This is a genomic window from Terrimicrobium sacchariphilum, assembly GCF_001613545.1.
Lineage (GTDB): Bacteria > Verrucomicrobiota > Verrucomicrobiia > Chthoniobacterales > Terrimicrobiaceae > Terrimicrobium > Terrimicrobium sacchariphilum.
Genome location: NZ_BDCO01000003.1, coordinates 635,580 through 650,910 on the forward strand (window position 1 = coordinate 635,580; position 15,331 = coordinate 650,910).

Here is a 15,331-nt window from a genome sequence, read left to right on the forward strand (position 1 = left end):
CGCTCGTCTTGTGGCCCCTCGCCATGACTGCTCGCGCCCGAATTGTCTGCTTTTGCCTGCTGTTGACCCTTACCTTGGGAAGGGTTTCCCCTTCTTGGGCTCAGGATGTTTTCTATTCGGGAGCGGATAATGGTTTCTGGTTCACGCCGTCCAACTGGAGTTCGGGCGCAGTTCCTACCAGTGACAGTTCTTCCGAAACATACATAAACAATTTTAGCACGGTCCGGATCGACGCTGCGGGAGCAACGGCAAATAGGTTGAACATTGCAGTATTTTCGGGGGTCGGGACAGGAGATGGAGGGCTGATTGTGAGCGGTGATGGGCGATTGACGACGACATCGCTCTACGTGGGCGCCCGGGAAAACGGAACACTGTCGGTCATCGACGGAGGGCAGGTAATAGTCGCGCAAAATCTGGCTGTGGGCATTGGCGCTGGCGGAAATGGCAGCCTCACCGTGTTCGGCGCGGGATCCCTGTTTTCCTCGCTTGACCAGTTGGCTATAGGGACGTCGGGAGGTGAAGGTTTCCTGAAAGTTGAAGATGGAGGCAGGGTCGATCTGGCCTCGACGCTGACCGTGGGAGGTGTCAATGCGGGCTCGAAAGGGCACGTGCATTTGTATTCCGGCGGGATTCTCCAGGTTGCGTACATTCAGGAAACCGATGGCCAGGGAACGATTGATTTTGACGGAGGTATCCTGCAGGCCAGAGAAAACCAGTCGGACTTTCTGCGGTCCTTTGAGGCGGGAGATGTGACCATCGGGAATGGCGGGGGCACGATCGATACGAACGGCTACAATATCGGCATCTCCTCCGTAATCGGTGGGACGGGTGCGTTGACCAAGATCGGAGCGGGGACACTCACGCTCTCCAATACTGCCAGCAACACCTTTAATGGCCTCATCGTGCGCGGCGGCAAGGTCGTGATCGATACGGCGGCGTGGGTGTATGGCTATGCGGGCGATGTGGTGCTTGGCAACAGCTCAAGTCCCGGTGCTGCTGACAGCGCGGAACTGGCAATTACCGGAGATCAGCAGGCCGCCTCGTCCGGTCTCACCATTTATCAGGACGGCTTGCTCCGGGGAAGCGGGAGCGGCAATCGTATGTTCTATTCCTCCCTCACCATGACAGGAGGACATGTTTTCCTGGACAGAAGTTTTCTCTTTTTGGAGGGCGGGCTGACGACGAATGCCTCGGCTGCGAGCGCATTGATCGATGGCTCCGGATTGTTCAAACTAGGTGGAAATCCGCGGACTTTCACGATAGCAGACGGTTCTGCGACCTATGATCTCAACGCTGTAGTGCAGTTGGACAACGGCGTCCTCGTGAAGGATGGCGCTGGAACCATGCGCATCGCAGGCAACAACTCCAGCAACTTTTCTGTCAACCTGAAGGCGGGCACGGTGGCTCTCGCCAATAATGGTGCGCTTGGCACGGGAGCCTTTGTGGTCGACGGCGGTACGATCACCCCGGATAGCGGGGATCGCTCGATTGCGAACAACATCACGCTGAACAGCGGGCTCACGGTCGCCGGAAGTCTCGACGGCTCCGAGCGCAATATGACTCTTTCAGGCGTCATTTCCGGCTCCGGGGGGCTGACCAAGACTGGGAGCGGTTCCCTGACCTTGAGCGGAGTCAATACATATACTGGCGGCACGCTGGTCACCGGGGGGCGGCTCATCGTTGCCAACAATAGTGGGCTTGGAAATCCTGGAGGCTTCGGAGACGCTGCCGCGGCATCGGGATCGACCGCTGTCATTCAAGTGAATTCCGGCATCACTGTGAACAAGGCCCTCGCAATGTCCAACGGCGGCACGATCGATAATCGCGGTACGATCGTTTCGGGCTTCTTCGCAGGTGTCACAGGCTTGAACGGCGGGACCGTGCTGAACACCGGCTCGATCTCATCAACGAATGGAGATGGGGCGTACTTTGAGGCGGGTGCTGCAGGGTCGGTGACAAATACCGGCGGAACGATCCAGGGCAAAGGAGGAAACGGCGCGTGGCTGAAGGGCGGAGGGTCGATCAAGAATGAAGAGGGAGGCCAGATACTTACCATTTCCACAGATTACGATGCCATCTGGATCGAGGGTGGCGCCGGTACGGTGGACAATCTTACAGGCAGCACCATCACCGGACGCTACAATGGCGTGACTCTGGTCGATGGGGGCACCATCACCAATAGCGGTAACAGCACGATTCAAACGACGGGCAATGGCGGCCAGAATGGCATCCAGGGAAGCGATGCGGCGGTAACAGTCAATAATCTCGACACGTCGACGATCAGCGGTCGTCTTCGCGGGGTATGGCTGGACGCGGGCGGCACCGTTTTAAATGAAGGCACCATTTCGAACACGGCGACCTCGGGGTCGAATATTGCCGGAGTGCGGTTTTCCACCACGGCTGCGACCTTGATCAACAAGGGAACCATTAACGGTGGAGTGCTAATGGCGAATCAGGCCCATACAGCCACGCTCTTCTCCGGGTCAAAGATCAATGGAGCCCTCAACATGGGCACGAGTGCCTCGGCAGCCTTGAAACTGGACGGCACGGGCTCGCAGTTGCTCTCCGACGCTGTCACAGGTGCGATCACTTTTCGCGGCGCGCTTTCCAAGCTCGGTTTCGGCACGTGGACTCTCGACAAAAGCCTGACCTCGGTTGCCAGCACCGACATCCAGGCGGGAATATTGAAGGTGAACTCCACACTCAGCGGAAGCACCTCGGTGCGGTCGGGTGCGACGCTCGGAGGCTCGGGAACACTCTCGGGCGCGGTGACCGTGGAAGATGGCGGCATCATCGCGGCGGGAAACAGCCCGGGAGTTCTCACCCTTGGCTCTCTGGACCTAAGCAATGCCTCCCTCCTGAACTTTGAGCTGGGCAATCCCTCGAGCGACCGGATCGACGTGGGCGGATTGCTGAATCTCGACGGTGTTCTCAATGTTACTGCCGTCACGGGTTTCGGGGCGGGCACCTATCGCCTGTTCAATTACGGCTCTTTGACGAACGACGGATTGGCCTTTGGCAGTGTCGCCATGCCTTTCGAGTACCAGATCGATCTCAGTACACCGGGGCAGATCAATCTCGTCGTCACCGCCGCCGAGTGGCAGTATTGGGATGACAGCCAGACGACACCCAATGGGACCATCGAAGGCGGCTCGGGGGTCTGGGATACGGGCACGACAAACTGGACCAGCTCGAGCGGCAATGCGAATGCGGCGTGGAACGGCTCTGTGGGGGCTGTCTTCAAGGGCGCGGCGGGTACCGTGACGATCGCCGACGGCGCGACGGTCACGACTCCGGCGATGAGTTTCCAGGTCGACGGCTATACGATTGCCGGGACAGGCACGGGAAATCTCCAATTGGCGGGAGATGGCGCAATCGAGGTTTTTGGCGGCGCGACGGCGACCATCAGAGCAAAGATCACGGACGGTCAGTTGGATAAACGTCAGGCCGGGACGCTCGTTCTTTCCGGCGAAAATAACTACGCGGGCGGCACCACCATCTCGGCAGGAACGATCTCCGCGCAGAACGATTCCGCCCTGGGAACGGGTGCGGTGACGATTGCCAACGGAGCGAGGCTTTCCGTAGATACGACTCAGCTCCTGATTGGAGGTCTCAGTGGCGTCGCCGGCTCCCAGGTCATCCTGGATAATGGGAATGCGATGGGCATCGACCTAGCGTCTGGCTCCTCGACCTTTGCGGGAAATATCACCGGCTCGCTTTATGGTTTCCTCGTGAAATTGGGCGCGGGCACCCAGGTGCTCAGCGGGAATAACACCTTCGCGGGACAAGTTGATGTTTTTGGCGGCGAACTCGTATTTGCCAGCAACATGGCGCTGAGCTCCAATGCCTACCTCGGAGCGCAATTCGGGCAGGCGACAATCGCGGGTGTCGATTTGACGGTGGCCCAGCTCATCGGCAGCACCGGCTCCATCGTGCTGAATGGCGGTTCCCTGACACTCGGAGGAGCCAATGCGGCAAACACCTTTGGCGGCGCGGTAAGCGGGACGGGTGCATTGATCATGGACGGTGGCAACTCGTCCACGCAGACCATCTCCGGAGCCAATACCTACAGCGGAGGCACGACGGTGAAGAGCGGTACGCTGGCCCTGTCCGGCAATGGTTCACTCCTCTCAACCGGGGCGCTATCGGTGGATACGAACGGAACGTTCAATATCTCGGCGCTGAGCGGCAGTGCGACCACGGTCGGAGACTTGTCCAACGCGGGGAGCATCGTGCTCGGGGCGAAAAATCTGATCTTTGGCGCGGGTGGCAATACCACGCTTTCCGGAAGCATCACGGGAACTGGCGGGCTGACCAAGCAAGGGGCAGGGACGGTACGCATCACCTCGGCGAACCTTTACAGCGGCGGCACCACCGTCAATGCAGGAGTGCTCGAAACCGCCAACGCTGCGGCTCTCGGCACTGGCGCGCTGACCTTGGGCGGCAATGGAATGGTCGCGCTTGATAGCGGCACGACGCTATCGGTCCAGGCTCTCAATTGGCAGAGCGGCGGAACCTTCCGGTTTTCACTGGGCTCGGTCACCGCCTCGACCCCGTATGTCTCAATCAGCTCTCTGCTCTCGCAGGGTGGGACGGGGGTATTCAGCTTTACCGATGGTGGTTTCCAGGGAAACACGACCTATGATCTGCTTACCTTCGACAGCACCTCAGCGGTCGATGCGTCGCTCTTCACCGCCAACATGGTCTCCGGTTTAGGCGGTATCTTCGTTGTCCGGGATAATGGTGACGGAACGTCGACGCTCACCGTCCGCTACAGTGGCAGTGCCCAGAGTAATGTCATCAACAACTACGCTCCCGACTGGACTCCCCGGAATGCAGATTTTCTCGTTAACGGCAATGTCCAGTCTCTCGCGGGCAACCAGCAGGTGAATTCGCTCACTTTTGGAAATGGCTCAAATCTCGACATTCTGGGGCTGCTCCAGGTTACCTCCGGGCAGCTCAACGTGCCGCAGGGGCTGGCCTCCATTTCCGGCGGGACTTTGTTTTTGCCCGACGCACTGATCAAGCTGGGTGCGGGTCAGCTCAACCTGCTCGGCTATGTGCTGGCCAATGGCAATGGCTACGTGCAGGACGGAACGCTCTCGGTCAACGGAGTGCTCAGCCTCAAACAACTGATCGTGCAGTTTGGCGCGATCCTTAAAGGAGCAGGAACGATCATCGGCGATGTGCTGAACCAGGGAACCGTGGCGCCGGGCAATTCGCCGGGGACGTTGACCATCGCGGGCAACTTTACGCAGACCGGCACGGGTGATTTGCAGATCGAGGTGGCGAGCTCGAGTGTCTTTGACCAACTGGTCGTCACCGGAACAGCCAGCCTCGGAGGTACTCTGGCCGTGCAGAGCTACAATGGCTTTCAGTTCGCCTACGGGCAGCAGTTCAACTTCCTGCAAGCGGGCAACATCATGGGAAGCTTTGATTCCATCACGATGCCCGATCCGGAAATCTTCCGCGGACGGTTTCTGAGCAATGCAACGACAGGCACGTTGTTGGTGGCGCCGACCAGCTACACTCTTGTCGCGGAGACGCAGAACCAGCGGAACGTGGCCCATGCGCTCGATAGCTACATCCCTGCGACGAGCGGAGATCGGGAGGCGGTGAGCATTGCGCTCGATCTCCAGACTGCGGAGCAGTATCCGGCGGCGTTTGACGCGATTGCCCCCGGCTACTACGAGACGCTGACCGATACGACGATCGAGCAGGCAACGGCGCAAAATCAATTTGTTGCCCAACGCCTCAGTGCGGTGCGTCTTGGAGCGCGCGGCTTTCAGGCCATCGGCATCGAGGCTCCTCTTGTCAACGATCGCAATGGCAAGAATGTCCTCGATGCGAAGGATGGCAAAGACTTGCTTACTCCCTCGCCGGACAACAAATGGGGCGTGTGGGCGCTTGGCAATGGCATCTTCTCCAAGGTGACCAGCGTGAGCCAGATCCCGAACTACCGCTTCCAGAGCGGCGGATTCCTGGTCGGTGCGGATTACGCCTGGAGCGAGAACTTCGCCACCGGTGTCTTCGGCGGATACCAGGGGACGTATGCGAAGTACGGCAATGGCAGCATGTCGTCCGTGAACTCTGCGCTCTTCGGCGGCTACGCGACCTATCAGAATGGCGGCTTCTACAGCGACGCCATCGTGAGCGGCGGATACAATGGCTATATCGCCAAGCGCGCCATCCAATTTAGCACGATCGACCGCACAGCCCGGGCGAACCCGGATGGCGGGCAGTTCTCGACTTATCTCGATGCCGGGCATGACTGGCAGGTGGGCGGCTTTACCTTTGGGCCGCTCGTGAGCGCACAATACACGTATGCAGGCATCGCTCCGTTTTCGGAAACCGGCGCCGACAGCCTCGACCTGCGGCTTGAGCAACAGAATGCCAACAGTCTGCGCACCAATGTTGGCGGACGTATTGCCTACACCTGGAATGCCGGATCCCATGTCGTCCTGATCCCCGAGGTGCGGATGTTCTGGCAGCACGAGTATCTGCAAAACTCGACCGCCATCGGCGCCAGTCTCGATGGCGGGGCCGGGGAGTCCTTTGACTACATGACCACTGTGCCGGGGCGCGACAGCGTATTTGCCGGCGCGGGCGTGAGCGCGCAGTTCGGCGAGGATTTCAACGCCTTCGTGTATTACAATACGGACTTCGGTCGTCAGGATTACTTGAGCCAGATGATCTCCACCGGCCTAGGCTGGAAGTTTTAGCAAACAGGCGAAAGGCGGGATCTTGGGGCGGGTCCCGCTTTTCGTTTTTCCGTCAGCCGGGTCACCTGCTAGAGTTTCCGCGTTTTGGTTGATCCTTCCGTCATCTGGTTTTGCGCCACGCCCGCGATGCTGCCCGGCTTTGCCATGCTGGTGGAGGGGGTGGTTTTCCTTTTCTATTCACTCGAGGCAAAAGGCACGATCATCGCTTATGAGGGAATTGATGATTCGGTGGAGCGGATGCTTACTCCGAAGGTCGAGTTCGTCGATGGAAACGGAAGGCTCCGTCGTGTGGTGTGTGGCGTCGGCCGGAGTTCTCCCCTCGGGATCGGCACCGCGGTACGGATCAGATACGACGCTAGATATCCGGATGAAGCGCGGATCCTCACCGTGGTGGATTATTGGCTTCCGCCCTGCGCGATATGGTTTTTTGGATTCCTGATTTACCTGGCGATCCTCGATGCCTCCGGCGCTTGGTCCGCGCGTCCCGATATGGCAAAATGGGCTTTTCCCGTGCTTTTGGGAGTTCCTTTGCTCACCGGGATCGTCGGGGTCTGGAAATGGCGGCAGCGCGGTAGAGCCTGACACCCGGGACGTGGGATGTTGACACTATCTCGCGTTGCGGAAAGCGAGGAAAGCGCCGCACTTACGCCGCGCTCTGCCGGATCAGACCGCGGAAGACCCCGGCAATGGAAACCGACTCGGCGGGCATGGAAAGGTCCGGGTACTTCGGATTACTCGCGCGAAGGGTAACCGTTTCCTTGTCGACGTAGATGTGCTTGAGCGTCGACTCGTAGGATTCGCCGACGAGGACGGCGGCGATTTCTCCCTGGCGGGCTTCGACGCCCGGGCGCAAAAGCACCTTGTCTCCATCGAGGATGCCGTCTCCGATCATGGAATCGCCCTTCACGCGCAGGAGGAAGTCTCCATCGCGATAGGGGAAAAGCTCCTCGGGCTCCACGAAATCATCCGCCTGCTGCAGCGCCTCGGTGAGCGGACCTGCGGGAATGAAGCCAAGGAGTGGGATGCCTCCCGCGCCGATGGCCATGCGGCCCTGAGTGGTGAGCCGGGCGACTCGGGATCGACCGCGCGCTCCACCGCCTTGCAGGAGGAGAAAGCCCTTGCGCTCCATGAGGTGCAGCGTGGCGGTGAGACTGCTTTCGGCGGCGTATCCCAGATTGCGCACGAGGTCGCTGACAAATGCCGGCTCATGTCGTCGCTCCAGATTCAGGATGGCTCGGGCGATCCGTTCATGCGTGGGCGTCAACGATGATGTGCGCATATCGTGTATATTCACGAGCGCGGCGCGATTGGCAAATGCTTTTCTTCGCAAACTTCGCGAAATGCGATTGTCACGGGAACGTTACAATGGTTTTAGTTGTGGAGGGAAATATTTCAGGGAGGGTTTCAAGGGTATGCCACAGGACAAATCTGGCAGCAAAAACGAGGTGAGTTTTCGCAAGTCACGGAGGGAAATCCGGGCGGAGCTTCGGCGTCTCATCAAGAACGAGGGTGTGCCAGAAAGTTTGCCAGAGCGGAAAGCCGAGGTAGCCTCGGCGGTCAGTGCAAAAAATTCACACGATTCTCACGCATCCCGGCGGTGCGCATAAAGACGAGTTCCTGGCCTGCTGCGTTCTCGTCGCCCTGACCCAGGCGCCGATCATCCGGCGTGAACCGACGACGGACGAACTGGCCGACCCGGGCATCGCCGTAGTCGATGTGGGGCATGAACATGCCCCTGATCGGCATAACTTCGATCACCATCAATTCCCCGCGGATCATCCGCCGATCTGTTCGCTCTCCCTGGTCCTGGAGCATCTGGGACTGCACGAGGACGCGAAGGTTTTTTGTGACTGGCTGGAAGCCGCGGAGTGGTTTGATTCCCGCGGCCCGCACGAGACGGCAAAGTGGCTCGGTGTTTCCCGGGACACCCTGGATCGGCTCATCTCCCCGGTTGATATCACGCTTCTGCGGCGATTTGCCCTGGGAACCCGGTTTGAGTCTACTGATGCCATCTGGCAGGTGATGCGCATGGTGGGCGAGGATCTGCTCGAGTACGTGCATTCGTTGCGCGAGCGTTTGGACTTCATCGGACGTCATGCCGAGGTCTGGGAGATTCCGGTGGCGGAGGGGGCTGCATTGCGGGTTTTGTACATGCCGCGTACGACTCCGAGCGTGGACGAGCCATCCTTTGGCCTCGACCGTTACATCCAGTCAAAGGGGCTGGAAATTGCGGCCCTGGTTTATCCGGATCGACGCGGAACCGGCTACGGGCTTTCCCGCCATAATGACCATCGGGGATTTGATTTCACCAGGCTAAGCGGTCATGAGTTAGTTCACTTTGCCCACGCCCGCGGTTTCGTCGCCAAGACCTCTGCGACTTCGGTGGCCGATCTGAAGCTTCTTTTGGAACAGGCCCGCGCTTCGTCTTATTAATAGCTTTGCTCGGCATAAAGCTTGACCCTGTCGATCCGGCAGGGTTCTCCTCGGGCCATGGCCGATGTAGTCACGACGACCCGCAGCAAGTCCTGGTTTGAACGTATTAGCTCGGCGATCGCCGGTGTGGTCGGAGGCGTGGTCCTGGTGGCTGTCGCTTTCGGATTGCTAAGCTGGAATGAAGTGCGAGCCGTAAATCGCTCGAGGACTCTGGCCATCGGGGAAAAGGAAGTCATCGATGCGGCAGCCGCTCCCGTGGACCCGGCTAACAACGGCCGGCTCGTCCACGTTTCCGGCCCCGCAGCGGCTTCCGGTCCGGCGACGGATTCGCTCCTCGGTGTTTCGGCTCAGGCGCTCCGCCTCCGCCGCTCGGTCGAGATGTACCAGTGGAAGGAGGAGTCCTCCACCGATACCAGAAAAACATCTGGCGGAGGCGAGGAGGAGACAAAGACCTACTCTTATAAAAAGGTCTGGTCTTCGTCGCTGATTGATTCCGCGGATTTTCAGGAAAAGAACGGCCATCAGAATCCGGACACCCTGCCAATCGCCACGGAGGACTTCTTACCCCAGGAGGTGACGCTCGGAGATTTTCTCCTGACCGACGAACTGCTCTCGCAGGCAGACAAGTTTGAGAAGCTGCCGGTGAAGGGAGAGAACCTCTCCGCCACCTCCGAGCTCGAGCGGCTGGGCAAGGTATCGGTCGTGGCCGGGGCGTATTACGTCGGCAACGACCCGCAGAAGCCCGCCGTGGGGGATATGCGCGTCGCGTTTGAGATCGTTCCCCTAGGCGACGTCAGCGTGCTGGCCCGACAGGTCAGCGACTCCTTTGAACCCTTCTCCGTACGCGACCTGGGATCCATCGAGACGCTTTATCTCGGCAATGTCAGCGCGAAGGAAATGTTCGCTGGAGAGCGCGCCGCCAATACGACATGGACGTGGATCCTGAGGGGCGTGGGGTTTGTCTTGATGTTCGTCGGGCTGCTGGCCATTTCCAGCCCTCTTCCCGTGATCGCCAGCATCCTGCCTCTCGCGGGCGATCTGATCGGTGCGGGCGTCGCGTTAGTGATGTTCCTGCTTGCTCTGGCGCTGTCCATCGGAACGATCGCCATCACTTGGATCGCCGTGCGTCCTTTGCTGGGGATCGTCTTGCTCATTCTCGCGGGCGTGACCGTCGCTGCGGGAGTCTGGCTGTTGCATCTGCGTCGGCAGCGGAGACTGCTCGGGGCATGAACTCGGTCCGGCGTCCTCGCTGGCCCTGGATCACGCTTTTGATCCTGCAGCTGCTCCAATTGCTTACCCTTATCCCCTGGCTGCCCATGGCGGGATTGTCCGTCATGGCCTTCGACTCTCCGGGGTCGACCAAGATGTGGCAGCCCTGGCTATTTGTCGGACTCCTGTGGTCGTACCCTCTGTGGCTGCTGCTGGCGGGGGCCGGAGCCTGGGTGCTATGGGCGTTTCATCGTAATCGTTCGGCGGTTATTCTGGCAGCTGTGTTCACCCTTCCGGTGCCGATTTTGTTGGGAATCATTCTCATTTCAAATAGTTAACTACCTAAAGCATTAGGTTTTTTTGGCGGTTTTTATAATTAGTCTTGCAACGGGTTGAGAAGCTGGCAGAGAAGCGAGCCAATCATGAAACGCATCCTTTTTTCCCTCACAGTTGCCTCCGTGGCGATGTTCACCCAGGTCTCGTCCGTTCGCGCGGGCGATCAGGATTTCACCGTTCATAACAAGACGGGTGTCGAGATCCACGAGCTCTACGTTTCTCCCCATTCCTCCAATGATTGGGAAGAGGACGTTCTCGGCAAAGACAAGCTGCCCGACGGCGAGGACCTCGACATCACTTTCAGCCCGAAAGAGAAAGCCGATGAGTGGGATCTCAAGGTCGTCGACAGCAAGGGCAACAGCATCACCTGGGAAAATCTCAAGCTGACCGAGATCACCGACGTCACGCTGTACTACAAGGACGGCGAGGCCACCGCGGTGACCCAAAACGGCAGCAACTAAGGACACTCCGCATCTCTTCTTGTCCGCCCTTGGCCGGGCCCCAATGGCTGGGGGCGGACAACAGAGATGATCGCCGGGAAAGGATGTTCTTTTTCCGGCAAGCGGTTGCATCCCGCCCGAGTCGGGCGTAAAATCACCTCGCAGATGGCGAACGGTGACTCTCCCTCGGACCCGATCTACTCAGATCCGGTGTTTCAAATGGCGATGCAACAATTTGAAGTGATCGCTGATCACTTGCAGATACCAGAGGGGACGCGACGGCGGTTGATCTATCCGAAGCGAGCCGTCTCCGTCGCCCTACCCATTGAGCGGGACAACGGCGAGGTGCACGTCTTTCACGGTTATCGGGTGCAGCACCATCTCTCGATTGGCCCGACCAAGGGAGGAACACGGTACTCCCCAGACCTGACCATCGGCGAATCCGCCGCTCTCGCGGTCTGGATGAGCTGGAAATGCGCGCTGGCGGGGTTGCCCTACGGCGGCGCAAAGGGAGGTATCCGAGTTGATCCTCGCAGTCTGAGCCGCAGGGAACTCGAGGTGCTCTCCCGCCGCTACATGCAGGAGATGATTCCCTTCGTGGGACCTCAGATGGATGTCATGGCGCCGGACATGGGCACCAACGAGCAGGTGATGGCCTGGTTCATGGACACATACTCCGTGCATATGGGATGTGCTCTCGGCGAGATCGTGACAGGTAAGCCTGTGTCGCTCGGCGGCGTGCAGGGTCGTCGAGAGGCGACTGGTCGAGGAGTCATTTATCTCATCGAGCGGGCACTCAACATGCTCAAGATCACGCCTTCGGAGTGTACCGCCATCGTGCAGGGTTTCGGCAATGTCGGTTCTGTCACCGCAGCCGGTCTGGCTTACAAATCCGGGATGAAGGTGGTCGGTTTGAGCGACCATACTGTGGCCCTTTACGATCCAAACGGCCTTGATGTCGCCGCGGCGGATCGCCATGTCGCCGTCCATGGAGTGCTCGAGGGCTTCGAGCAGGGTGAACGGGTCGATCCCAACGAATTTCTTACTCTCCCGTGCGACGTGCTCGTGCCTGCCGCCGTGGAGCGAGTCATCACGGAGGAAAACGCGGGCCGATTAAAATGCCGCATCCTGGCCGAGGCGGCGAATGGTCCCACGACGCCCGATGCCGACAAGATCCTCGATCAGCGCTGGGACGAGTTGTTTGTTATACCCGACATCCTCTGCAATGCCGGCGGTGTGATTGTGTCGTACTTCGAGTGGGTGCAGGACCTGCAGAACTTCTTCTGGTCCGACGTGGAAATCACCGACCGGCTTTATCGCATCCTGGAGACGGCATTTACTGCGATGGTCAAGCGTTCCAAGGAACGCCGCATCCCGCACCGTACGGCGGCGGTATCGCTCGGGGTCGAGCGCGTACTCGCCGCCAGACAGGCGCGGGGTATTTTTCCTTAAGCGGGTCGGATCAGGCTTCTTCCTCGTTTTTGTCCGGGAAGTCGGGGAAGAAGGCGGGAATCGCCAGGGCGGTTCCGATACCCACGAGGGTCGTCGCGCCGATGATCAGGTTTTCCAAGGCCAGCTCCACGGGAGGGAGCGAGCCGGGGACCTGATTGTTATTGATCATCAGGAAGATTGCGTACAGGCCCTTGGCGGCAAGGCTGCCGGGTACCATCGGGATGCTGCCCACGATCGCCAGCACGGGACCGCGCAGGGAAAGCGCGTCCTCCCACCACCAGCGATTGAGCGAAGCGATCAGCAGGCTGCCGAAAAACGACGCCGCTGGCAGGCCCAGGTGGAAGATATCCTGGCAGAATGTGCGAGTGGCCAGTGCCAGCATTCCCGAGATGAAGCCCACCCACAGGATGCGAGGAGTGCAGTTGAAGAGCACGGCGAACCCGAAGGCGGAGACGCCGCCAAAGAACGCCTGGTGAATGATGTGGCGGATGATTTCGTCGTTGCTCATGGCAGTGGGATGAGGCTGATGATTCGCTGGGCCAGGATGAGGCCGAGGCTGAGGAAGAGCAGGATGAACATGATGCGCACCACGCGGGCGGCCGCGAGACTGGGCTTCCCATGCAGGATGTCGAGTTGCGCATTGAACATGGCCGTCCCCGGCACCAGAAGCAGCGTGGCTGCGACGGTGGCCAACTCCCATTTCGAGGAGTGCACCAACCGGCTGCCCAGCCCGGCGATAAAGGCCGAGGTGAAAGCGACCGATGTCACCATCATGTAAAAGTTCAGGTGCTTGTGCAGCATGGTGTGCCGGAGCCACTGTCCCACCGCTGTACCGAGGCAGGTCGGGATGAAGACCATCCACTCCACACGCCAGTCCGAGAGGATCAATCGACCGAACCCGGCGCAGGCCAGTCCTGTGGCGAGCGCCACGACCCATACCGGATATTTCCTGGTAGTGGTTGGGACGTCCTTGAGGACCCTCTTCGCTGCGGCGAGGTCGAGTGTTCCATCCTGGATATGCTCCACCAGTTTACGCAGGGAACTGGCTATACGGAGGTTGGTGCCGTGTTCGCCGACCTTGCCCATATGGGTGTAGGATTCGCTGCCACGACGGAGGGTTACGATAAGTGCTGCGTGCTGGGCGTATACTTCTGCGTCGGTGCAGCCTAGCCCTTTGGCTGCATCGATAATGCTGGAATGAACCACGTCCGTCGTCGCTCCGGCCTGCATCAACCCGCGTCCTATCGCGGTGGTCAGTCGGGCGATGTCTGCCAACGGAGGCGGATTGATCGCTGAATCTGTCACAGCCATCCAGAATATCACTTTTCCCGCCCCCTTCCCAACCTCATTTCCTCGCCCTCGGTTGCTCAATGCATCTGGTTTTTTGCGCTGGATTTTGTCAATCAGGCAGGTCTACTGAACTTTTCAGCAAATCAGTTAACTTCAACCGATTCCGGGTATGAGCGAACAAAAGGGGAGCAAAGAAAAGCAGCAGCCGTCCACAAAGGGAGTACCGGAGGGCAAAGGAGAAACCTCGGCAGATGCGAGTGCGACAGAGCGCAAGGGCTTGCCTGCGGCCAAGAGTGCCAAGACGGCTCCAGAAGAGGAATCCACGGCGATCGAGAATCTCTCCACCATTCGCAAGCCAACCGGAGTCGCCAAGACCAAGCCAAAGGCGCGGTTTGAGCCGACCCGTCAGGCAACTCGGGAGAACGACCATCGGACTGAGGAGGAGAAATGGGAGGCTCCGGAGGGGAGGGAGGAGGAACCCCCCGAGGAGGTCGACCCTGCCAAGCGACCTCCCGCTCCCGAGGAGCAGGCGGCAGCCATGGGCAAGGCGATTCTAAAGGCAGCGAAGAAGGTGCTCTTCATCGACCTGAAGCTCGTTTACGTCGTGATCGCGGGGGTGATTCTGGTCGTGTGGATACATTCTTTGTCATACGACTCCGGTGTGGCTGAAGGTCGAAGGCTGGCCAACAAGGAGGCCAGTTTCGATGGCGCCGATCTCGACCCGACATTTTCAAGCAAACTCAATGCCACACTGATCAAAATGCGCGCGGGACAAGTCGATGAGAGCCTGGAGGAACTCAAGAACTTGCAGACCCAGTGGCCATCCGTCGTTTCGATGAATTATCTGGTGGCACTTGCAGCCTTGGAGAAGGGGGATGATGAACTGGCCTCCGTAAAGGCTACCGAATCGATCGCCAAACGCCAGAGGGTGTCCGATTCGCTGGCACTACTCGCGGTGATTGAGAGTCAGAAAGCCGCCCGACGGGACAAGTTTGTCATGGGAAATCCCGTCAAGCGCGCGGAGGAATATCTGCGCCGCTCCATTGCCGCCGATCCGGCCAATCCGTACCCGCACTTTGAGCTGGCATCGATCCTCCGCTATGCAGGCAAACGCGACGAAGCTCTCGCGGAGGTGCGTGCTGCACAAGCCCGTCTCAGTTTGGTCGACAGCCACCTCGTCATGGATGTGACGGCTCAGATCATGGAGCGGGAGACGATGAGCGACGCCCAGCTGCCACCAGATGTCGGAGCGACGGATAACGTGCAAAAGCTCGTCCCAGCGGCATACGTGGCCATGCGCCGGGGGAACTTTGATCGCGCGGCCGAGCTTCTGACTGAGGCCAGCAGGGCGATGACACCAGCTGTCTTTGGCTACGTGATCAATGATCCGGCATTGCGCCGATATCGCAACGAGCCAAAGCTCCGGCCGTTCTTCGCCCGGTAGCTGGG

The 15,331-nt window shown here is 59.4% G+C and carries 11 protein-coding genes; 8 read left to right on the plus strand and 3 right to left on the minus strand.

Annotation, left to right across the window (positions count from 1 at the left end):
* Positions 1-326: 326 nt before the first annotated feature.
* Both TSACC_RS20435 and TSACC_RS20440 read left to right on the plus strand, forming a co-directional pair.
* Positions 327-6,722, plus strand: a complete 6,396-nt coding sequence (locus TSACC_RS20435; protein ID WP_237764043.1) for an autotransporter domain-containing protein — start codon at positions 327-329, stop codon at positions 6,720-6,722.
* An 84-nt stretch (positions 6,723-6,806) separates the two neighbouring features.
* A complete protein-coding gene (locus tag TSACC_RS20440; RefSeq protein ID WP_075081298.1) occupies positions 6,807-7,304 on the plus strand; it encodes a DUF3592 domain-containing protein in 498 nt (165 codons plus the stop codon).
* 61 nt (positions 7,305-7,365) lie between these two features.
* Here TSACC_RS20440 and TSACC_RS20445 read toward each other — a convergent pair whose 3' ends face one another.
* Positions 7,366-8,001: a LexA family protein gene (locus TSACC_RS20445; RefSeq protein WP_075081299.1), complete on the minus strand. Its 636-nt coding sequence runs from the start codon at positions 7,999-8,001 to the stop codon at positions 7,366-7,368.
* 281 nt (positions 8,002-8,282) lie between these two features.
* Here TSACC_RS20445 and TSACC_RS20450 point away from each other — a divergent pair, with 281 nt between their 5' ends.
* The 5 genes from TSACC_RS20450 to TSACC_RS20470 all read left to right on the plus strand — a co-directional run bounded on the left by TSACC_RS20450 (position 8,283) and on the right by TSACC_RS20470 (position 12,592).
* Positions 8,283-9,155, plus strand: coding sequence for an MYG1 family protein (locus tag TSACC_RS20450; protein WP_202816018.1), 873 nt, complete (start codon positions 8,283-8,285; stop codon positions 9,153-9,155).
* 57 nt (positions 9,156-9,212) lie between these two features.
* Complete coding sequence (locus TSACC_RS20455) at positions 9,213-10,385, plus strand: TMEM43 family protein (RefSeq protein ID WP_075081300.1); 1,173 nt, start codon at positions 9,213-9,215, stop codon at positions 10,383-10,385.
* A complete protein-coding gene (locus TSACC_RS20460; protein ID WP_075081301.1) occupies positions 10,382-10,702 on the plus strand; it encodes a hypothetical protein in 321 nt (106 codons plus the stop codon). The genes TSACC_RS20455 and TSACC_RS20460 overlap by 4 nt, the downstream gene beginning before the upstream one ends.
* An 84-nt stretch (positions 10,703-10,786) precedes the next feature.
* On the plus strand, positions 10,787-11,161 hold the full coding sequence (locus tag TSACC_RS20465; protein ID WP_075081302.1) for a hypothetical protein: 375 nt from the start codon (positions 10,787-10,789) through the stop codon (positions 11,159-11,161).
* A gap of 144 nt (positions 11,162-11,305) precedes the next feature.
* Positions 11,306-12,592 (plus strand): Glu/Leu/Phe/Val family dehydrogenase, encoded by a 1,287-nt coding sequence (locus TSACC_RS20470; protein WP_075081474.1) that lies wholly within the window; start codon positions 11,306-11,308, stop codon positions 12,590-12,592.
* 10 nt (positions 12,593-12,602) lie between these two features.
* On the opposite strand, the gene TSACC_RS20475 is transcribed toward TSACC_RS20470, so the two are convergent.
* Positions 12,603-13,100 carry a threonine/serine exporter family protein gene (locus tag TSACC_RS20475; protein WP_075081303.1) on the minus strand — a complete coding sequence of 166 codons (498 nt, stop codon included), beginning with the start codon at positions 13,098-13,100 and terminating at the stop codon, positions 12,603-12,605.
* Positions 13,097-13,903, minus strand: a complete 807-nt coding sequence (locus TSACC_RS20480; RefSeq protein WP_075081304.1) for a threonine/serine exporter family protein — start codon at positions 13,901-13,903, stop codon at positions 13,097-13,099. Before TSACC_RS20480 ends, TSACC_RS20475 begins: the two co-directional genes overlap by 4 nt.
* 148 nt (positions 13,904-14,051) lie before the next feature.
* Here TSACC_RS20480 and TSACC_RS20485 point away from each other — a divergent pair, with 148 nt between their 5' ends.
* Complete coding sequence (locus TSACC_RS20485; protein WP_075081305.1) at positions 14,052-15,326, plus strand: tetratricopeptide repeat protein; 1,275 nt, start codon at positions 14,052-14,054, stop codon at positions 15,324-15,326.
* Positions 15,327-15,331: the final 5 nt, after the last annotated feature.